Raw genomic sequence first — 19,594 nt, forward strand, 5'->3', positions numbered from 1 at the left:
TAAAAGTAATTTAGTTTCGATTTCAATTTGGGTATAATAAAAGATAAGGAGTTGATCTCGATGGATACATCAATTTGTCCAAGATTCGAAAAAGCCATGGGGATACTGAGCCAAAGATGGACAGGCATCATCGTTTACCAGCTGCTGGCCGGACCTCAGCGTTTCAGCGCAATCAGTTCCGAAACTGGCGTCAGTAACCGGGTTCTTTCTGAGAGGTTGAAAGAAATGGAAAACGAGGGGATCGTGAAGCGGGAGGTTTACCCGGAAACTCCGGTTCGGATTGAATATTCATTGACAGACAAAGGGTTGGCGTTGGAACCCCTTATTCGGGATATAGAAAAATGGTCACAGACCTGGTTGGAACCGGAACGTGAATCAGAATAATTGTATTCAGGGCTAAAGGAGCTTGGTTTATATGAACCAGGCTTTTTTCTTTTGGAGAAAATGTTTCTTTACAGTGAAACTAGGCAACATAGAGACAAAAGGCTAAAGGGGTGAAAGCGTGATTGGTTTTGAAGTGAACGCAAAAATCGATAAAGCTAAGCTGGCCAAAGATATCCTGATACCTGTAGTTGGAGGAATGGTGACCGGTTTCTTGGCCACAAGGAATGCCAAAAAGATTTACAGCAATCTTAAGAAGCCTGAGGGCTCTCCGCCAACCTGGGTGTTCCCGGTGGTGTGGACCAGTTTATATTCATTGATGGGGATAGCGAATTACCGGGTTTCTCTTAAACAGGAACCGGCGGAGGGTGAAAATGTCTTATATGATATACAACTGGGGTTGAATTTCTTATGGTCCTTCCTTTTCTTCCGATGGGGGCTGCGGGGAACGGCCTTTATAGAGATTTGCCTGTTACTGACGATGATCACCTTGACGACCTATACGTTTTATCAAAAAGACAAAAAAGCAGGGGCGATGATGGTTCCATATATTCTCTGGGTGAGCTATGCGCTACGTCTGAACTACAGCACTTGGCAGCTTAATAAATCATAAATCTTATGACAGTGCAGGCCATCCTGCGCTGATTCTTTAAGGAGAGATTGTGCGCTTTAGCACATTAACGCAGCCGGGGACTGTCCCCGGCTGCGTTAATGCGGTAAAGGGCGAAAGCTGCCTGGACATTGCCGGGGAGAGGATTATAATGAAGGAGATATATTTCGATTTACATATGAAGGGGTGATGTTGGTGGCCGCAAAGCAAAGTAATATGAACCTGGCTCTTGCCGGGCTGCTATTAGGGATTTTAATGTCTGCCATGGATAACACGATTGTGGCGACGGCTTTAGGTTCGATTGTTTCGGATCTTGGGGGACTTGATAAATTTGTATGGGTGACTTCAGCCTACATGGTAGCGGTCATGGCAGGTATGCCGATCTTCGGTAAACTGTCCGATATGTACGGCCGCAAACGTTTTTTTATTTTTGGCCTTAGTATTTTTCTTATCGGGTCTGCACTTTGCGGAATTGCCCAGGATATTGTCCAGTTGAGTATCTTCAGGGCGATCCAGGGAATCGGGGGCGGGGCATTGCTGCCGATTGCATTCACGATTGTGTTTGATATTTTTCCTCCTGAAAAGAGAGGGAAAATGACAGGACTGCTTGGAGCGGTATTTGGTTCGGCATCCCTATTCGGTCCGTTGATCGGCGCTTTCTTGACGGATAACCTCAGCTGGCACTGGGTGTTCTATGTTAATGTTCCTATCGGGATTTTGTCATTGTTTTTTGTAGTTACTTCTTACAAGGAATCACCTGAACGGTCCAAAGAACGTATTGATTGGGGAGGCGCCATTACACTCGTTGCTGCCGTGGTCAGCCTCATGTTTGCCCTTGAACTTGGGGGGAATGAATTTTCCTGGAGTTCATGGCAGATTATCGGACTGTTTGCTTCCTTTTTCCTTTTCTTTATCAGTTTCTTGTCTATTGAACGGAAAGCGGCAGAGCCGATCATCTCTTTTTGGATGTTTAAGAGTCCGCTATTTGCTTCAGCCCAGGCTCTGGCCTTTTTGTATGGGTCAGCCTTCATTATCTTAACCATCCTCATACCGATTTTCGTTCAAGCGGTTTATGGAGGATCCGCTACAAATGCGGGCTTGATCCTGACTCCGCTGATGCTTGGATCGGTCGCCGGTAGTGCTGTGGCTGGGATCAGGATGACGAAAAACAGCTACCGGAGCATCATGTGGCTGTCGATTATTTCCTTCATCATCGGGATGGCGCTCCTTGCAACAATGGGGCCGGATACGAGCAGATGGCTGCTGACACTATATATGGTGATAAGCGGATTTGGGGTAGGATTTTCGTTCTCGCTGCTGCCTAACGCTACCATTCATAAGCTGGATCCGCGATATAGGGGTACAGCCAATTCTACGAATGCGTTTTTCCGCTCGCTCGGTATGACCATCGGGATTACGGTATTCGGAACTTTGCAGACCAAGTTCTTCTCAAGCAATATTGAATCTGCTTTCCAAGGGCAGTCAGGCGGCGGATTTCCAACGGGTGATCCGAGGAGCCTTTTTGAACCGGAAATGCGGGAAAAGATCCCTGATTTTGTGTTGGATAAAATCACGGGAGCAATGTCGGATTCCATAACGGCAACCTTTGCTTATGCTCTGATCCCTTTGGTTATTGCCTTAGTCTTCGTTTATTTGATGGGGAGCAGCCGTCTCGAGGTTCCAGGAAAACAAGAAAACCAATAGAAAAGATAAAGACGGTGCCCTATGTCGGGAACGGGTTCGGTTTACGAGTACAAAAACTTAATTCGCATACAAATTAGCAGCCCAATTCGAAACTGAATTGGGTTGTATCTTTTTGTTGATATTTCAGGGGTATTAAAGCAACCGAATGCAACCCTATCTTATCCGGGTGACAGAAGATTATGTCAACGTGTTAATACGTATGCTAGTTGTTATGGGAATGATTGTTCTGAAAATGACAAGCATTAAATAAATGGAGAGCTTATTCAATTAAAGGGGCAAATTAGGATCACGAGTTATATATTGGATAATAGATAATTTTTTGGGCATTTCGGAGTTAAGAGAAATGCTTTTTTTCTATAATTATGAGTCTGCATAAACAATAATAATATAACTATAAGAAATAATTATTTATTGAAAAACAATAAATAATTTGGTAAAATTCAAACTAATAGTATAGTAGGTGTTTTTCTTCATAAATAAGGATTAAGCATCCTTTTTGAAACTTTTTAAGCAGATTGGCTATAAAAATTAAAATAAAGAGGTGTGGTCATGGGATTTTATTATTTTATACTTTTTTTTGTGGGAATTTTTCTTATTTTAGGAGCAGGCTTCCAAGCATTTAAACATTCATTGCTTAATAAAAGGGTTCTAACTTTGGGGATTATTGGAATATTTTTAGTTGGTCTATCGCTCTTTTTATTTACACCAGGCAGTTCTAATATTATCGCTGAACTTTTGAGATTCAACTAAGGGGTGCTAACCTTCAACAAAGTGCTACGATAAAAAAAGCTCGAAGCATTATGGCTCCGAGCTTTTTTGCGGCTGATTTTACTGCTAAAGCGTCAGCTGATTCAACTGCGAATTACAGTGCAAAATGCATTACTAAATTGAATTTTGTACTTCAAAACCGAACCCGTTACTTTGTCGGGAACCGTTTTTATTTAAAGTGGAAACCTGATTTCAAATGTTGTTTTTTTGTTCGCAGAGTGAAGCGAAATTCGTCCATTATACTTATCGACGATTTGTTTGACTATATAGAGTCCTTGGCCTCTCACTTTTTTACTGTAATCGCCCTTCGTTTTTGAGGAGTATCCAGGAATGAAGATTTTTTCCTTCGCTTCTGCAGGAATAACAGGTCCGGAATTAGAGATGTTGAAGACATATTCATTCGGTTTTTCTTCACAAGACACATGTATTCTTCTTTCCGCTTTGGGCAGTTCACATGCTGCTTCCAGGGCATTATCAATCAAATTGGAAAGCAGTTTGATCAAATCAGTCGTTCGTATACGTTCAAATGAGGAATCTGCGTTATCAAACTGAATATCGATGGTCAGGTTGTGTGCCGCAAGTGATTTCGTCTGAAAAAGGACGGACAGGGCAGGGTTTTTCGATTGTATCGGCAGTTGATACAGAAGCTGTGCTTCCTCACGCATTGAATTCGAATAGTCCAAAGCTTCTTGATTCTTGCCGAGCTTCAGAAGGCCGTTCAGCACTTGAATGTGATTGGCAAAATCATGGCGCAGGGAACGAACCGATTGGATCAATGAATGGATTTCCGTTTGGTAGGTATCTTCCGTATCACCGATTTGTTTTTGCAGTTCACGATTGTACCATCTTTGAATGAGTATGAAAGCAGTAAGCAAAACAATGACCAGGATTCCGCTTAGAATAAAGCCGGGAATACTGTTTTGAATGACGGCATCATCGATCCTGTCGAGCCGGGATGTTGAGATATCGATGCTGAGGAAGCCGATTGTTTCCCCTTGGTTATTTAGAATCGGGCTTCCGGCTGATATGTATTCCCCGTAATGAGGGTCATCAATCTTTCCTGTGAAATAAGCTTTCCCCTTATAGGCACTCTGGATTTGGTCTGGGGGCACCATACAATCCATCCCGATTTCATAGTAGGGCTGGTTGTCCCTTGGGAACCCGGCAATCATGACTTTCGGGCGTGAAGACGGATCCTCAAAGGCGAGGGTATACACATACAAAGCTGCGGTATTCTGCTTCGCCTCGTAAAGCTTCTCCCTTATCCGCCAGTAGTCTTCGTTTCTTTCTGGATTCTCAAGAAACCGCTCATAGGCGGCTGTATCTATGGAGTCAGCGATGGAGTCTGCCATTTCAAGAGCATTGTTTGCCACAGAGATTTCTGCGGCTTTTTTAGCTGTGAAATATGAAACTACTATATTGATAGTAGTCAGGCAGATGAAGATGGTAACTGATAGAATGATAATGAGTTTGATCTTTCCGTTTAGTTTCACCTTTACAACCTCCTGGCCAAAAATCCTTTCTACAAAATTCTACATAAATATACAGAAGCTTACAATAGAGATTTTTCCGGCTATACGGGAACGGGAGCCTTACCAAAGAAAGAGGCGGTTCCCTTTGACTGTCTGAGGGAAACCGCCAGCTTTGTCAGTATCCTTGAGGATAATTAGGAGTTTGATAGGGATAGGGGTAGGAATATGGGTAGGGATAAGGGTATGGGACAGGGACTGGGTAAGGACCTGGAGAGACAGCGGCTCCTACCGCGAGACCAGTAAGGGCACCTGCTCCGAAACCAGGTTTATAGCCCCAGCCAGGACCTGGATTATAACCGCCCCCGCCGTGATGCCAGGTTGCATGACCGCTGCCATGCCCCCAGCTTGCGTGTCCGCCGCCATGAACAGGTCTTTGAAACTGAAAAGGTGATGAATACATGTTTTATCTCCTCCTGATAAGCATTTCAATATCCTATGCACTTGTATGGGCAGATGCCTGTGAAATTTTTAAGTTTAGGGGAAATAGTAAGTACGGGGATATTCATATTAGAGAACAAGGACCCCTGCAGAATCGGGCAGGGATTGCAGGGGAGAATCAATATTATCCTGTTATTCTAATTAGGAAGGGGAGGTCATTTTGTGGATCCGCTAAAAAACTTGAATAAGGCAATGAGCTATATTGAAGAACATCTTGATGGGGAAGTGACCCTGAAGGAGGCTGCAAGGCACGCACTTTGTTCGGAGTATCATTTTCAACGGATGTTTTCCTACCTATCCGGTTACACGTTGGCAGAGTATATCCGGAGGAGGCGTCTGACATGTGCCGCAGCCGAATTGCGTGACAAAGAGTTGAGAGTGATGGATACCGCTTTGAAATATGGTTACCAGTCTCCTGATGCATTTACGCGGGCGTTTAAGGAGTACCATGGAATAACACCTTCTGAAGCAAGAGGAAATGGTATACCTTTAAAAGCTTTTCCGAAAATGACCTTCCGATTGACAGTAGATGGAGGGGTAGAAATGAATTATCGATTGGAAGAAAAAGAGTCATTCAGGATTGCAGGGATCAAGAAAAGAGTGCCCATTGTTTTTGAGGGAGTCAACCCTGAAATAGAAAAAATGTGGAGGAGCCTGGATGGCGGTATGATCAAAGAGATGAAGCAATTATCCAACATGGATCCTTCAGGCATCATCAGTGCTTCCGGGAATTTTTCGGAAGGAAGGATGGAAGAAAAGGGAGAGCTGGACCACTATATAGGGGCAGCGACTACCAGGGAGTGTCCGGAGCATTGGGCTCAGTTGGAGGTTCCGGCATTGACCTGGGCTGTGTTCGAAGTAGAAGGACCGTTCCCTGATACCCTTCAAAATGTATGGGGAAGGATCTATTCGGAGTGGTTTCCCTCTGCATCCTATGAACAAGCAGAAGGGCCGGAAATCGTATGGAATGAACAGAAGGACATCAGCTTGCCAGATTTCAGGAGTGAAATCTGGATACCTGTCAGTAAAAAGGAATAGGAAAGCCGAAAGACGGTACCCCTGATTTAAAGGATACCGTCTTTCTTTATGATGCTTTACGATCTACATTTAGGGCTGTATCGTTCGTTTTTAGTAACCTCGGAAGACTTCCGGCAAGCAGGACCAGCACAATGGAACAGAAAATGATGGCGCCGAGTACGGTTGTTCCGTTGGCTATAAACGAGTACATGACAGCTGATTGGCCCTCTGGCGCGCTTTCACCCCAGAAAATAAAGCCAGCGACGAAATGCCAGAAGTAACGGGCAATGCTGCCGACGACAATGCCTGTGATGACCCATGCCAGCAGTTTTTTCCTGTCGCCAGTTTGCAGCGTTTTCTGGATTGGGCGGTACAGAAGACCTGCAAATCCGACAAATGTGAAGGCTACAAAGTATTCAATCGCAAACTGAAGCGGCGTAAGAAAATAAATATCTCCAAGCACCACTTGCAACAGGCCCCAGAGAAATCCGGATACCAATCCGACCCTCAGTCCCCATCTGAATGCCACGATGAAAATCGGCACCATGGCAAAGGAAATTGAAATTGCAGGTGACAGCCGGATGGAGGGGAGCAAATCCAGAATCACAGCAAGCGCTGCAAAAACAGATGCCTCCATCATTGGTAATAACTTCATTTTTGACATAAAAAAATCCCCCTTCATCCTAGTTGAAATACGGCAACCATAAGGGAGAACATGTAAGGCGGACAGACATCAGGCGCCCATCCGGTCCACATCCCTGCGCTAGCATTAACTAACAGGTTCAAAGGGTCAGAACAATCATTGTTCACTCTCAGCAATCCGCTCCCCTTGTGGTTAACGTACTATGAAATTGTCAATTCCCATTATATAGAGGAAAAGGAAAAAGATAAAGGGTTTTTGTTTGGGTGTATTCAAAAAGATTGCTGCTTTTACAGTAGTTTTTTGTTTGATCCGAAAGGTGTGTGAATTCGTGCGGGGCTAGCGGGACTGGTGAGGCCAGGGGTACGTGCCCGCCGGAACGTACCCCCACACGCCTCCGGAGTCGCACAGCTGGAGCGAAAATCACCTAAACTCATCCCTCAGACGCACCCTCCGAATCCTCCCGTTTCATACCCAGCCCCCGCCATCCTCACATTCCTGTCCTGATTATTATGACTCCATACCCTGTACCCTCCATTAAATAAAAGGACCTTTTGTACAGATTGCTGCTATTAGAATATCAGTCGGACTCTGACGTGGATTCGGACTGAAACAGCCAGGATCAGGGGGGGCGGGTAGTGAGAGTGGGATCCAGATAAAAGAAGTAAGCCTTATTTCTGGAAAAAACTATTTAAATGAAATTCACGGAAATCGTTTCAATTCCCGTTAAAAAGGTAAATGTACTAGAAATACCGTCATTACGTTAGGAGAGATAACTATGCAAAGAGTCCAAGCCCATTTTAGGAATGAGAACGAAGCAGAGGATGCCAAAGCCAGCCTGCAAACATTGAGGGTGCGGGATGTACTGGTGGAAAGGGTTCCTGAAACGAACAGAAATCTGTGGGACTTGATTAGGGACACGTTCAGCAGGGAAGGCGCTTTTAACGAAGATCACCATGAACCGCATGTAGTTGAATTCCAGGTGGAAGAAGAAGATTATCCGCTGGCGAAAGATGTTATCAAGAAAAATAACGGGTATATTCAATAAAATCACCCAAAACACGCTTCCTCAGTCTAAAAGGAAGCGTGTTTATTTATTCGAGTCTTCTTATTAGCTGTTATGGACAGGGTCAGAATGATAGGATCTATTTTCATTGAACACTGAATTGTCGAGATACTTATGAAAGAACCATTCTCCTGCTGCCAGAACGATCGCTGAAATAAGGGAAGCCAGGACGACATTTTGGTCTGGAAACATGGCTGTTCCCATAAACCATAGGATAATAAAAGCCAGTCCGGCATCGGCTAGCGCTGCAACGGTATTCCGTTTCTTCTGTTCACCGTTCAACCGCTTGAATACCATTAAATCTCCTAATATATATGCTCCCAATGTCAATACAACACTGACGATAAGCATGTCAGAAACCTCGATTCCAAAAATCCCAGTAAGAATAACTCCTAACACAACGGCAATCATGACGAATTTAAGGGCTATTGCTTTCAAGTGCTCCAAGTTGATTCCTCCTTTATAAGATTTAGTCTTTATATACCCGGAGGGAATTTTTTTCATTCCATATTGGCCATTCTAATTCTTGGCAGATATCCAAAGGTTTTTACCTAAAAAGATTAATATGTGCGGTTGTCCGATTACTGTAAAGCATCACTTCGAATTAACTACTAATGAGGGAATCAATATAAGAAAGGAGAAATTGCCGTGATGCTGGGATCCGATAATGAGCAATGGAGTCATAATCAACAAGCCGATTGCGCAAGCGAAGAGAGCAAGGGGTGTATAAGGAGAGTTGAAAGAAAGGTTCGTGTAGAGGCTGAAGTCATCATTAAACCTAGAGTAGTCGTGGTTGACCCCGACCTGGGCAACGAATGCTGTGAAAAGGCGGAAATGATATCTTGTAAAAAAGATGAATATACATTCGTAGTCAGCCAGGACCTCTGCTTGAATATACCACTTCGTTTTGATGCAGAGGTTGAAGTGAGGAATCAAGGAATCCAATATAATCCAAAAGAGAGAGAGACTCAGCCGGTGGAAACAGTTGAACATGAAAAGAAAAGACGCAAGCCGGACATCGATCCGGGATGGATGATTGATTAAGGAGAAAAATAGGAGCCTGTAAATTGTAAATTGATAGATTTGTTTAGTACAACCCTTGCTGCTAATGAATCAACTAGTAGTGAGGGTATCTGCGATAAGTGAGGATGAGGTTATCTTTTACTATGACTGCAAAAAAACCCTCTTCACCTGTTGCTTTTAGTCCTCAAAAATTGAATTTTTGGAGGATGTAACTTATGGGGAAAAAGAATAATGACGTACCGAACAATGGGAATCCTGTTGTTCAACAACAGGTTGCCTGTACAAGAACAATCAACCAGACCATTACTGAAGCAGCAGAAATTTTGGTGACTCCGGTCATAACACCGCAGCCGGCTGAAGCTATTTGTACAGGACCTTTAGTATTTCTTGATGAATTTCCTGCAGATGTTGAGCAAGAATGTAGTATTGTTGTTGCTCAGGAAGTTTGTGTTCAGTTTAATGTTGATTTTGCTGCTGAAGTTGAAGCTGGCCAAACAGGTGCTATTTTTGGAGAGCCTGCAGAAGGTGAATGCGATGGGGAGGCCCTTGGCTGTGTGTTCAGTGCCGGCTTCTTTACGAATAATGAGGAGTTTACACAAGAGCTGCTTGACGCGGCTGGCGGGGAAATTCTTTTGGGCACTGCCACTAACGGAATGTTGAATGGTTTAAGTGTGGTTGCTGATGATACGAATATAGTTGATATCTTAGGGTTGGATTTTACACCCCCTGGAAATCTTACACCACCTTTGCTGGGCCAGTATCGACAGCTTTACAGACAGCTTCTTGCTGCCCAATTGAACGTTACGAACCTACTCGAGCAAGGCGTTGAGCCTTGTCCATTCGCGGAAATTTGGATTGCGGCGGCCAATGACTTTCTTGCAGCCTCTCCTCAGGGAGGCACAACCGGAGCCCCGTTCCTTCAAGAGAGACTGAGACTGTTTAATACAGGGGCTGCTCCAGGTTGTCCCGATGCTTGTGAAGATGAAAACGGCACAAACGGCTAGATCCACTTTCCAAATCGATGAGGCGGCTTTTGCTTTAAACCATTAACGCGATGGGGGACAGTCCCCCATCGCGTTAATGCGTTAAACTGCCAAATAGGAAGCCTGCTCTTATAATCCATAACAGGGAGAATAATAAAATCAGCAAGAACAGAAAATAAAAGCATCTGTGTTAAGATGAAGGCAAAGTCAAAACGAAAAAGGAAGATAGTATGACAAATACTTATAAATCAGATCAGGCGGGATGGAACCTGGATAACAGTTATGCCCGGCTGCCCAATTCTTTTTATTCACGCCAAAAGCCTGTTCCTGTTGATGCACCTGAACTGGTAGTCCTTAATGTCGAGGTGTCAGAGGGACTTGGCCTGGATGTTAATGCATTGAAAGACATGGCGGGTGTATTTGCCGGGAATGAGCTTCCTGAAGGAGCTGATCCTCTTGCGCAGGCTTATGCGGGACATCAGTTTGGGCATTTTAATATGCTGGGTGATGGAAGAGCTGTCCTGCTTGGTGAACAGCTTACTCCTCAGGGAGAACGGTTTGATATCCAACTGAAAGGGGCTGGCAGAACGCCTTATTCCCGCGGGGGTGACGGAAGGGCTGCCTTAGGGCCGATGTTGAGGGAATATATCATCAGTGAAGCGATGGACGCTCTGGGAATCCCGACAACGCGGAGCCTGGCGGTTGTGGCAACGGGTGAAGGGATCATGCGGGAAACGGATTTGCCCGGGGCAGTCCTGGTTCGTGTCGCCGAAAGTCATATCAGGGTAGGCACGTTTCAATTTGCAGCCAATTTTGCTGAGAAGGAAGACCTTAAAGCGCTGGCTGATTATACGATTGAAAGGCATTATCCGGATCTTGAGGACGATGAAAATCCTTACCTGTCATTGTTGAAGGAAGTCATCAGGGGGCAGGCAAAATTGATATCTCAATGGCAGATGGTCGGTTTTATCCATGGGGTGATGAACACGGATAATATGACAATCAGCGGAGAGACGATCGACTACGGCCCATGTGCATTCATGGATGCATTCGACCCATCAACGGTTTTCAGTTCCATCGACAGGCAGGGGCGTTATGCTTATGGAAACCAGCCGCCGATTGCGGGTTGGAATCTGGCAAGGTTCGCTGAAACATTGCTGCCGCTGCTTCATGAAGATGAGGAAAAGGGATTGAAACTGGCACAGGAAGCGATATCAGAGTTTCCGAAACAGTTCCACTCTGAATGGATGGCTGGGATGAGAGCCAAACTGGGCTTGTTTAATGTAGAGGCGCAGGATAAAGAACTGGTTGACATTTTATTGAGTAAGATGCATGAACATGGGGCGGATTATACGAATACATTTGCAGCACTGACCTTTGATAAGCCAGAGGAAACAGAACTGTATGGCAAGCCCGAATTTGACCGCTGGTATGCCATTTGGAAGGAAAGGCAGGAAAGGCAGGAGGAGACAGCAGAACAGGCTCATGAATTGATGAAAAAAAGCAATCCTGCCGTTATTCCGCGTAATTTTCGTGTCGAGGCCGCGTTGGAGGCAGCTGTTGAAGAAGGGGATTACAGTGTCATGGAGCGACTGCTTGATGCGCTGATCGAGCCTTATGCCCATTCACCAGAGCAGGCGGAATATGCCAAACTGCCGCCGAATCCCGATGAACCATACCAAACGTTTTGTGGAACGTGATATATAAGATTGGAAAAACCTGCCCTGGCTGCTCGCGGCTCGAGGGCAGGTTTTTTTGCGGGTGATCCTTTAGTGCTTTAAAGCAGCCGGGGACAGTCCCCCACATACGTTACCGCGGTGAAGCGGTGGGGGACTGTCCCCCACTGCTTTAACGCGACAAAGCGACAAAATATTTCAGCGGCAATGTGTTATTTATATAAAGATTTGCTGAATCAGGTCGATATAATAGAAGCAATTTATCGATTTTTACAGAAAAGTAGGTTGAGATATGAAATTCTCCTTGCCTGATTCAGAAACAATATTTGTCCTTGAGGGCGAATACTCACTATGGATTGTCATACTTTCCGTTGTCATAGCTTGCTGTGCATCTTTTACGGCACTGTCCATGAACCAAAGGATGCAGCAGACAAGCTTTTTTTCACGCAATTTTTGGCTGATACTGGCATCGGTGGCGATGGGCCTTGGCATCTGGTCCATGCATTTTATCGGGATGAGTGCGTTTATGATGCCGGTCCCGATGAGCTATGATATCACCATGACTGTTTTATCCATAGTTCCGGCAGTTTTTGCTTCCTATTTAGCGTTTTATTTTGCCAATAAAAGGATCATCTCGCACTGGTCTAATTTCATTGCAGGCACAATCATGGGCCTTGGGATTTCTGCCATGCATTATGTCGGGATGGCTGCGATGAAAATGGAAGCCCACTATGTATACAAGCCGTGGATTTTTCTGGCCTCCATCGGCATCGCGATAGTCGTATCCTATGTAGCGCTGTTTATTTTTTCTAAATTGCAAAAGTATATGGGGAATCTGCTTATGAAGATCAGTACCTCTGTTGTTATGGGGCTGGCGATAACAAGCATGCACTATACCGGGATGGCTGCAGTGGTGTTTTATTCATATGTGCCCGTTACAACTCATTCCCATCACATGCATATGGATATGCCGCTGCTCATCATTTCGATCACTACAGGGATAGCCATCCTTCTGCTTCTTTCGGGATTGACGAGTTTGCTGGACCGCTATGTGGATTACCGCTTGAATTATTTCGATTCCCTTACACGATTTCCCAATCAGCGGCAATTTGAAAAAGACCAGAAATCCATAGAAACGGTGAAGTCCCTGGCTGTCCTCCATATTCATAATATGGAGAAGTGGACGAACGCTCAGGGGTATGTATTTGGCGACAGGATCATAGAGGCTGTAAGAGATCTCATTCTCCGCCACCTCCCTGGGGATACAAAAGTCTACCGGATTGAAGGAAATCGCTTTGCCATTATGTTCCTTGGTGGGAAGGGGATTGACAGATTCAAGGAAGCATTGGAAAGACTGATGTCCGCCATGAAGCAGCCTATGATAGCTGGAAATCATCAAGTTCTGATTGATATGGTTTGTGCTGTTTCGTATGCAGATGAAAACCAGGAGGCTCGCGAGTTATTTGCCCAGAACATGGCTGTCCTGCAGCATCCTTCGATCCGCTATAACCACTCACTAATCGAGTATGACCCTGCCACCCACACCTACAGCTTGGAAAGACAGCTTGTCCAGGATATTGAAAGGGGGCTGAAAGAAGACGAACTATTCGTCGTTTACCAGCCGAAAATCCATCCAGTGACACGGGAGATTTCCGGGATGGAGGCATTGTTACGGTGGAAGCATCCACAGCACGGGATGATTTCTCCTGGAGTATTCATACCTATATTAGAAGCAAATGGCAAGATTTTTGATGTAACAGATTGGGTGATTGAAAAGGTATGCAGGCAGATTTCCCAATGGCAGCAGGAAGGAATCCCCCTGCATCAGGTTTCCATCAATATTCCCGGTCCATATGTGACTTCTCCGAGCTTATTAGCAGTCTTGAATCACACTATTTCCAACTATAAAATTGAGAGCCGCTTCATTGAGTTGGAAGTCACCGAAACAAGTGTCATCAATGACATTGAGAACGCGATTATTGCGGTCCGCAATTTTCGGGAACTCGGATTTTCGGTTGCTTTGGATGATTTCGGAACAGGATTATCTTCATTGTCCTATCTAAGGCAGCTTCCTATAGCTACCATTAAAATCGACAAATCGTTTGTAGCGGGTGTTCCGGGAAATGAGAAAAACTCTTCTGTCCTGAGGGCAATCATCACTTTATGTGATTCACTGAACCTGAAGGTGGTCATTGAAGGGATAGAAACGGAGGATCAGGTTGAGTTTGTCACCTCCATGTCCGAAAATCCGCTGATTCAAGGCTATTACTTTTCGCATCCGCGAACAGCTGAAGACATCATTGCCTGGATGAAGGAACGAGAAGCTATAGTACTTTAACACATTAACGCACCGGGGGACAGTCCCCCGGTGCGTTAATGCGTTAAAGCGTTAAGAGGGACTGTCCCTCTTAACACAGTAAAGTGGTGAAGCGGGCGTTTTTAGCGATATATAGAGAAAAATCTACGAGAAAAATTTATTTTAGAAAAATAATTGAGATTATCTTCTCCATCGAAACCCTGCAGCGGCAAGGGTTTTCCTCCCCAATATGACAAATGTCATACCCTGCATATGACACCTACTACTTACCCGTGATGGTTTATCTTACTATAATGAAATTACCAACAAACGAAGGGAATTCTACCAAATGACAAACCTGAAAACCTTAAAAAAAGAAATCGCCCCTTATGAAAAATCAACGATGAAGGAAAGTGTTTGGCAGGTCATCAATACATTGGGCCCGTTCATTTTATTGTGGATAGTAGCCTATCAGAGTTTATCTGTTTCTTATTGGCTGGCTCTCGTTCCAATGGTGTTCGCTGCAGGGTTCTTGGTCAGAAGCTTCATTATTTTCCATGACTGTACCCATTATTCCTTCTTTAAAAGCAGACGTGCCAACCGTATTTTTGGTACCATGATCGGCGTCTTATCCTTATTTCCTTTTGATCAATGGGGTCACGACCACACAGTCCATCATGCTACAAGCGGGAACTTGGATAAGCGCGGAACAGGCGACATCTGGACCCTGACGGTCAAGGAGTATGCTGAAGCACCGATGAAACTGCGTTTAGCTTATCGATTTTATCGCAATCCGATCGTTATGTTTGTACTTGGACCCATCTATGTATTTCTGCTTAAGAACAGGTTTAACAGGAAGAATGCCCGAAAGAAAGAACGCAATAACACCTATCTGGTTAATTTAATCATAGTCGCTTTGATTGCTGTATTCGGTGTAACACTGGGATGGAAGCCATTCCTTCTTGTACAGGGAACGATATTCATGATTTCAGGTGCCGCAGGAATATGGCTGTTCTATGTTCAGCATACTTTTGAGGATTCTTATTTTGAAGAGAATAGTGAATGGGAGTACGTACTTGCAGCTGTTGAAGGAAGTTCGTTTTACAAGCTGCCCAAAATCCTGCAATTTCTGACAGGTAATATTGGCTACCACCATATTCACCATCTTAGCCCGCGGGTGCCGAACTATCGATTGGAAGATGCCCATGCAAACACAGCAGCCTTACAGCATGTACCGACGATTACTCTTAGTACAAGCCTTCAGTCACTTCGTTTCCGCTTATGGGATGAAGAGAAGAAGAGCTTCGTGAGCTTTAGAAAAGGGATCAAAGCTATAGCTGAGAATCGCCGAGTCCCTGAGGCAAAACCAGAAGTTTAGTAGCACCATCCCCGGCTGACTCTCCTCCTGATGATGGAGGAGAGTCTTTACTTAGGAATTCCGATTGGAGAGAATACACATGATTCGCATAGTGATTGCAGAGGACCAGGAATTTTTGTTAGGCATTATAGGTTCCCTGCTCAACCTGGAAGATGATATGGAAGTGGTCGGACAGTCAAGCAATGGAGAAGAGGTGGTGTCTCTCATTAAGGAGCTTCGGCCGGATATATGTTTGATGGATACTGAAATGCATTCAGAGGAAGGTGTGTCTGAGGAATTAAGGACTTCAGGCTGTAAGCTTTTGATCCTAAGCACTTTCCCAAAACAGGGTTATCTTGAAAAAATACTCAAAATGGATGTCAGAGGCTATTTGCCGAAAGATAGCTCGAGTGAGGAGTTAGTTTCCTCCATCCGGCTGATTCTGAATGGAGAGCGGATCTTTTCATCTGCATTGATGGAGGTGAATCAAGGTGATGCCATTGAGGAAGCAGTAGAAACGCCGGACTCTCCCAACCAGCCAAATTCCCCTCGAGAAAATAATAGCAAAACCCTTGATTCAGTCCGCGGCTACGTTACAGCTTTTAAAGATAAAATAAAAATCCCTGCTGGCTAGAAATACAGGTAAAGATCGCGAATTCGTATTCCGCTGAACGGGCAGGCTGCCAGTGTTGAAATCGGCAGCCGTGAGCTTCGGGGCCATCGCCAGAATTAAATAGTACTTTAACGCATTAACGCACCGGGGGACTGTCCCCTGGTGCGTTAATGCGTTAAAGCGCTAAGAGGGACTGTCCCTTTTAGTGCGGTAAGGTAGAAAAGGGTTATGTTATTCTCTTCCATTCTCCAGCTTGCGGGCGACCTCCGCAAAATAGTCCTTCACGAATGCTTTGAATTGGATGGCGATTGGTGACAGGTATCGTCTTTTCGACCAGCCGATTCCGATAGTCCTTTTACAATTGGGATCGGTAATCCGGAGCTTATGCGGGAATCGATCCCTTTGATTCATTAAGGCAATTTCCGGGATGAAGGCGATGCCGAGACCTTGTGTAACCAGTTCTCCAATGACACCGGGTTCGTCTCCTTCAAAAGCTACGTAGGGCTGAAATCCTGCTTCCCTGCAAATCCTGTCTGTCACGTCCCGGAAACCAAAGCCGGTATTCATACTGATAAAAGCATCATTCTTAACCTCGTGAAGCGCGATGTCAAATCGCCCGGCAAAACGGTGGCCATGCGGGACAATGAGGCAGATTTCTTCTGTCATCAATGGTTCCCACACGATTTCGTCTCCTTCCACCGGCAAGGAGGAGATGCAGAAATCAATGCTTCCTTGTTCCAGTTCCGCTTTCATGGATGAGGTCGATTCCAGAAATTGTTGAAATCGGACATCCGGATACTCCTGTTGGAACGATTTGATTAAGGAAGGAAGCAGCCGAGAGATGGATACAGCCAGTGTGATGCTTTTTTCAGTATTGCCGGCCAGTTCAAGCAACTCTCTTTTTCCTTCATTTAATTCAGTAAACACCTTCTCAACTCGTTCCAGGAAAAGCTTCCCATAAGAATTCAGGCGGATTTGACGTTTCTTTCTTTCAAATAGGGGCACCCCTAAATCTTCCTCCAGCCTTGAGATGGTTTTACTTAAAGAAGGCTGGGCAATTTGGAGCTCATTTGCTGCGAGTGTCATATGTTCATGTTTGGCAACGATTTGAAAATATTTCAGCTGTAATAATTCCATTATCGGCTCCTTTATAGATTGAAATCTATGTATTAATAGATAAATATATATTATACATTATAAACATTTTTCATTAGGATAGAAACATTGGTGAATTTTTAAAAAAGAGAGGATTTTATTATGAAAGGTTTACAGTTAATCAGGCAGGACCTGACAGCTATGTGGAAGCATAAACACGGCAGGATCGCACTCATATTCTTGGCACTCGTGCCACTGATTTATTCGGGGCTCTTCTTATCCGGATATTGGGACCCTTATGGTCGTGTAGATGAACTCCCGGTTGCAGTGGTGAATATGGATGAAGGGGCTGTAATGGATGAAAAGCCCATTCAAGCCGGAAGTGATTTCGTTGACAGCCTGAAAGAGAACAAGGAACTGGACTTTCGCTTTGTAGCCGAAGAAAACGCGGAACAGGGCCTTAAAAGTGGCAAGTACTATATGATAATTACCATTCCTAAGGAGTTCTCAACGAACATTAGTACCCTGATGGAGGAAGAACGCAGGCCGGCAAAGCTATTGTATAAAATCAATCCCGGTAAAAACTTTGTAGCTTCCCAGATCAGTTCCACGGCTGTGGAAAAAATGAAAACCAAAATCTCCAACTCCGTCACAAAATCTTATGCGGAAGGAGTGCTTTCCAAATTCCAGGATGTATCTAAAGGTATGAGCGAAGCAGGCGAGGGGGCGGATACGCTTCATCAAGGGATTGCCGATGCCAGGGATGGCAGTGTGGAAATCACCGATGGCTTGGGTAAATTCGCAAATGGTATAGGGGAAGTACAGGAAGGCAGCTACAAATTATCTGAAAGCGGGCAAGAATTAACTGCAGGAGCGGACCGGGTGAACCAGGGGACCACCGCATTAGCTGCAGGCATGAATCAACTGTCGCAAGGAACAGCTTCTTTGGAGAAAGGTGCAAAAGAGGCAGCCGAGGGCACAGAACGCTTGTCCCTTGAGAATCAAACGTTGATCCAGAAACAAACAGAAGTCAATTCAAGCCAGGCAGCGTTAAAGACACAGCTTGAGCAGTTTGCAGAGAATCATCCTGAACTAAAGGATGATCCCGATTTTCAAAAGATAACAGCTTTGTCTTCTGGAATTGTTAAAGCAGGACAGGAGATGAAGACCGCTGAAATTGAGTTGGCTAATGGTGCTGGAAATGTCGCTGCTGGACAGGCAGAAATCGTTGAAGGGATAAAAACCCTTTCCGGTAAAATGAGTGCAGCAGCTGAAAGTGCCGAAGAGTTGGCAGAAGGCACTACTGGATTATCTGAGGGGTATGCTAAATGGAACAAAGGCTTTGCTTTCCTTCAAACAGGCCTTGGCGAACTCCAAAAAGGAACAGCTCCTTTACAGTCCGGTTCTGTTTCATTGACAGATGGACTGGCCAAGCTTTCTGACGGATCAGAGGATTTGGCTGCGAAGTTGAAGGAGGGCGCTGAAGAAACGGCAGCGGTCCAGCAGGATGATGAACTGACGACCATGTTCTCAGAGCCAGTGCAGCTCGTTGAATCCAATCTGTCGGAAGTTCCTAATTATGGTGCGGGAATCGCTCCTTACTTCTTATCCTTGGCATTGTTCGTTGGAGGAATCATGGCTGCGAATATTTTACCGCTAAGTAAACGGGAAAAGCCGCTTGCCAATGGGACGCACCATTTCTTGAACAAGCTTGGGCTTGTATATACGATGGGTCTGATTCAGGCGTTGATAGTAGATGCGGTTGTGCTGCTGGTCTTCCATCTTGATGTGGCCAGTGTGCCGCTGTTCATCTTATCCAGCGTCATTATCTCCTTTACGTTCATGACGTTGATATTGATGCTGATTACCGTCTTTGGGTTGCTGGGGAAATTCCTTGCCGTCACGCTTCTCGTCTTTCAATTGGCGACTTGCGGAGGTACCTTCCCAGGAGAGTTAAGCTTCCCATTCTTAAGCAAGATCGGACAATTTATGCCGATGGCTCACTCCTTACAGGGGCTGCAGGATGTTATCACACTAGGAGACTGGTCACAGCTGCAGGTACAGTGCTGGACGCTTGCAGGTTACCTGTTTGCAGCCGGTATGATCACCTGGTTTGTCAGCCACTTGCAGCATCGTTCCGTACCAGGGGAACCAATATCCGTGGAAAAAGCGGGATAAGCAGTTGACTATATTGATACAAAACGCAGAGCGGGGAGACCAGCTCTGCGTTTTGTTTAGTGCGTTAAAGCAGCGGGGGACAGTCCCCGGCTGAGGTAACGCGTTACCACGTTAATATAAGTGGGGACTGTCCCCCAGTGCTTTAAAGTGGTGAAGCATCATTCCTTGCCAGCACTCCTTGTGATAAGATGTTTATAAAAATGACGGAATTTTTTGA

General features: G+C 45.0%; 19 protein-coding genes and 1 riboswitch. Of the genes, 14 read left to right on the plus strand and 5 right to left on the minus strand.

What is annotated here, in order from left to right; translation table 11 throughout:
* Positions 1–60 precede the first annotated feature (60 nt).
* The 4 genes from AC4E8A_RS03595 (at position 61) to AC4E8A_RS03610 (ending at position 3,445) form a co-directional block, all read left to right on the plus strand.
* Positions 61–384, plus strand: a complete 324-nt coding sequence (locus AC4E8A_RS03595) for a winged helix-turn-helix transcriptional regulator (protein ID WP_490196849.1) — start codon at positions 61–63, stop codon at positions 382–384.
* Between the two features lie 118 nt (positions 385–502).
* Positions 503–994 carry a TspO/MBR family protein gene (locus AC4E8A_RS03600; RefSeq protein WP_490196850.1) on the plus strand — a complete coding sequence of 164 codons (492 nt, stop codon included), beginning with the start codon at positions 503–505 and terminating at the stop codon, positions 992–994.
* Between the two features lie 192 nt (positions 995–1,186).
* Positions 1,187–2,695, plus strand: a complete 1,509-nt coding sequence (locus AC4E8A_RS03605) for an MDR family MFS transporter (protein WP_490196851.1) — start codon at positions 1,187–1,189, stop codon at positions 2,693–2,695.
* Positions 2,696–3,244: 549 nt separating this feature from the next.
* Complete coding sequence (locus AC4E8A_RS03610) at positions 3,245–3,445, plus strand: hypothetical protein (protein WP_490196853.1); 201 nt, start codon at positions 3,245–3,247, stop codon at positions 3,443–3,445.
* Positions 3,446–3,636: 191 nt separating this feature from the next.
* Here AC4E8A_RS03610 and AC4E8A_RS03615 read toward each other — a convergent pair whose 3' ends face one another.
* The gene (locus tag AC4E8A_RS03615; RefSeq protein ID WP_490196854.1) at positions 3,637–4,956 is read right to left on the minus strand and encodes a sensor histidine kinase; all 1,320 of its coding nucleotides are present in this window, start codon (positions 4,954–4,956) and stop codon (positions 3,637–3,639) included.
* A gap of 154 nt (positions 4,957–5,110) precedes the next feature.
* Positions 5,111–5,395, minus strand: a complete 285-nt coding sequence (locus tag AC4E8A_RS03620; RefSeq protein WP_490196856.1) for a hypothetical protein — start codon at positions 5,393–5,395, stop codon at positions 5,111–5,113.
* Here AC4E8A_RS03620 and AC4E8A_RS03625 point away from each other — a divergent pair.
* Together AC4E8A_RS03625 and AC4E8A_RS03630 are read left to right on the plus strand one after the other, a co-directional pair.
* Entirely contained in the window at positions 5,394–5,621 is a 228-nt protein-coding gene (locus AC4E8A_RS03625) for a hypothetical protein (protein WP_490196857.1), read from the plus strand. The two genes, AC4E8A_RS03620 and AC4E8A_RS03625, sit on opposite strands and share 2 nt — an antisense overlap.
* Positions 5,596–6,471 (plus strand): AraC family transcriptional regulator, encoded by an 876-nt coding sequence (locus tag AC4E8A_RS03630; protein WP_490196859.1) that lies wholly within the window; start codon positions 5,596–5,598, stop codon positions 6,469–6,471. The genes AC4E8A_RS03625 and AC4E8A_RS03630 overlap by 26 nt, the downstream gene beginning before the upstream one ends.
* Positions 6,472–6,517: 46 nt before the next feature.
* Here AC4E8A_RS03630 and thiT read toward each other — a convergent pair whose 3' ends face one another.
* A complete protein-coding gene (gene thiT / locus AC4E8A_RS03635) occupies positions 6,518–7,114 on the minus strand; it encodes an energy-coupled thiamine transporter ThiT (RefSeq protein WP_490196861.1) in 597 nt (198 codons plus the stop codon).
* Positions 7,115–7,188: 74 nt separating this feature from the next.
* Positions 7,189–7,290, minus strand: a riboswitch (TPP riboswitch).
* Between the two features lie 578 nt (positions 7,291–7,868).
* Between thiT and AC4E8A_RS03640 the strand changes: the two genes are divergently transcribed.
* Positions 7,869–8,138, plus strand: coding sequence for a hypothetical protein (locus AC4E8A_RS03640; protein ID WP_490196862.1), 270 nt, complete (start codon positions 7,869–7,871; stop codon positions 8,136–8,138).
* A gap of 63 nt (positions 8,139–8,201) precedes the next feature.
* On the opposite strand, the gene AC4E8A_RS03645 is transcribed toward AC4E8A_RS03640, so the two are convergent.
* A complete protein-coding gene (locus AC4E8A_RS03645) occupies positions 8,202–8,603 on the minus strand; it encodes a DUF2512 family protein (protein WP_490196864.1) in 402 nt (133 codons plus the stop codon).
* Positions 8,604–8,804: 201 nt separating this feature from the next.
* On the opposite strand from AC4E8A_RS03645, the gene AC4E8A_RS03650 reads away from it, so the two are divergent.
* The 6 genes from AC4E8A_RS03650 (at position 8,805) to AC4E8A_RS03675 (ending at position 16,125) form a co-directional block, all read left to right on the plus strand.
* Complete coding sequence (locus tag AC4E8A_RS03650; RefSeq protein WP_490196865.1) at positions 8,805–9,200, plus strand: hypothetical protein; 396 nt, start codon at positions 8,805–8,807, stop codon at positions 9,198–9,200.
* Between the two features lie 194 nt (positions 9,201–9,394).
* Positions 9,395–10,183 (plus strand): hypothetical protein, encoded by a 789-nt coding sequence (locus tag AC4E8A_RS03655; protein ID WP_490196866.1) that lies wholly within the window; start codon positions 9,395–9,397, stop codon positions 10,181–10,183.
* A 209-nt stretch (positions 10,184–10,392) separates the two neighbouring features.
* Positions 10,393–11,862: a protein adenylyltransferase SelO gene (locus AC4E8A_RS03660; protein ID WP_490196867.1), complete on the plus strand. Its 1,470-nt coding sequence runs from the start codon at positions 10,393–10,395 to the stop codon at positions 11,860–11,862.
* A 268-nt stretch (positions 11,863–12,130) separates the two neighbouring features.
* Positions 12,131–14,176, plus strand: coding sequence for a bifunctional diguanylate cyclase/phosphodiesterase (locus tag AC4E8A_RS03665; RefSeq protein WP_490196869.1), 2,046 nt, complete (start codon positions 12,131–12,133; stop codon positions 14,174–14,176).
* Positions 14,177–14,483: 307 nt separating this feature from the next.
* A complete protein-coding gene (gene desA / locus AC4E8A_RS03670) occupies positions 14,484–15,512 on the plus strand; it encodes a Delta(5) desaturase DesA (RefSeq protein WP_490196871.1) in 1,029 nt (342 codons plus the stop codon).
* A gap of 79 nt (positions 15,513–15,591) precedes the next feature.
* Complete coding sequence (locus AC4E8A_RS03675) at positions 15,592–16,125, plus strand: response regulator (RefSeq protein WP_490196872.1); 534 nt, start codon at positions 15,592–15,594, stop codon at positions 16,123–16,125.
* A gap of 210 nt (positions 16,126–16,335) precedes the next feature.
* Here AC4E8A_RS03675 and AC4E8A_RS03680 read toward each other — a convergent pair whose 3' ends face one another.
* Positions 16,336–17,241, minus strand: coding sequence for a LysR substrate-binding domain-containing protein (locus AC4E8A_RS03680; protein WP_490196874.1), 906 nt, complete (start codon positions 17,239–17,241; stop codon positions 16,336–16,338).
* A gap of 120 nt (positions 17,242–17,361) precedes the next feature.
* Between AC4E8A_RS03680 and AC4E8A_RS03685 the strand changes: the two genes are divergently transcribed.
* On the plus strand, positions 17,362–19,377 hold the full coding sequence (locus AC4E8A_RS03685; protein ID WP_490196876.1) for a YhgE/Pip family protein: 2,016 nt from the start codon (positions 17,362–17,364) through the stop codon (positions 19,375–19,377).
* The last annotated feature ends 217 nt before the right edge of the window (positions 19,378–19,594 follow it).

The organism is Bacillus sp. SRL337 (genome assembly GCF_984799155.1).

What these genes read in the sequence shown, in the direction of transcription:
- AC4E8A_RS03595 (WP_490196849.1), top strand. Translation starts at nt 61, where the DNA reads ATGGATACATCAATTTGTCCAAGATTCGAAAAAGCCATGGGGATACTG.
- AC4E8A_RS03610 (WP_490196853.1), top strand. Translation starts at nt 3,245, where the DNA reads ATGGGATTTTATTATTTTATACTTTTTTTTGTGGGAATTTTTCTTATT.
- AC4E8A_RS03625 (WP_490196857.1), top strand. Translation starts at nt 5,394, where the DNA reads ATGTTTTATCTCCTCCTGATAAGCATTTCAATATCCTATGCACTTGTA.
- AC4E8A_RS03620 (WP_490196856.1), bottom strand. Translation starts at nt 5,395, where the DNA reads ATGTATTCATCACCTTTTCAGTTTCAAAGACCTGTTCATGGCGGCGGA.
- thiT (WP_490196861.1), bottom strand. Translation starts at nt 7,114, where the DNA reads ATGTCAAAAATGAAGTTATTACCAATGATGGAGGCATCTGTTTTTGCA.
- AC4E8A_RS03640 (WP_490196862.1), top strand. Translation starts at nt 7,869, where the DNA reads ATGCAAAGAGTCCAAGCCCATTTTAGGAATGAGAACGAAGCAGAGGAT.
- AC4E8A_RS03655 (WP_490196866.1), top strand. Translation starts at nt 9,395, where the DNA reads ATGGGGAAAAAGAATAATGACGTACCGAACAATGGGAATCCTGTTGTT.
- AC4E8A_RS03660 (WP_490196867.1), top strand. Translation starts at nt 10,393, where the DNA reads ATGACAAATACTTATAAATCAGATCAGGCGGGATGGAACCTGGATAAC.
- AC4E8A_RS03665 (WP_490196869.1), top strand. Translation starts at nt 12,131, where the DNA reads ATGAAATTCTCCTTGCCTGATTCAGAAACAATATTTGTCCTTGAGGGC.
- desA (WP_490196871.1), top strand. Translation starts at nt 14,484, where the DNA reads ATGACAAACCTGAAAACCTTAAAAAAAGAAATCGCCCCTTATGAAAAA.
- AC4E8A_RS03675 (WP_490196872.1), top strand. Translation starts at nt 15,592, where the DNA reads ATGATTCGCATAGTGATTGCAGAGGACCAGGAATTTTTGTTAGGCATT.
- AC4E8A_RS03680 (WP_490196874.1), bottom strand. Translation starts at nt 17,241, where the DNA reads ATGGAATTATTACAGCTGAAATATTTTCAAATCGTTGCCAAACATGAA.
- AC4E8A_RS03685 (WP_490196876.1), top strand. Translation starts at nt 17,362, where the DNA reads ATGAAAGGTTTACAGTTAATCAGGCAGGACCTGACAGCTATGTGGAAG.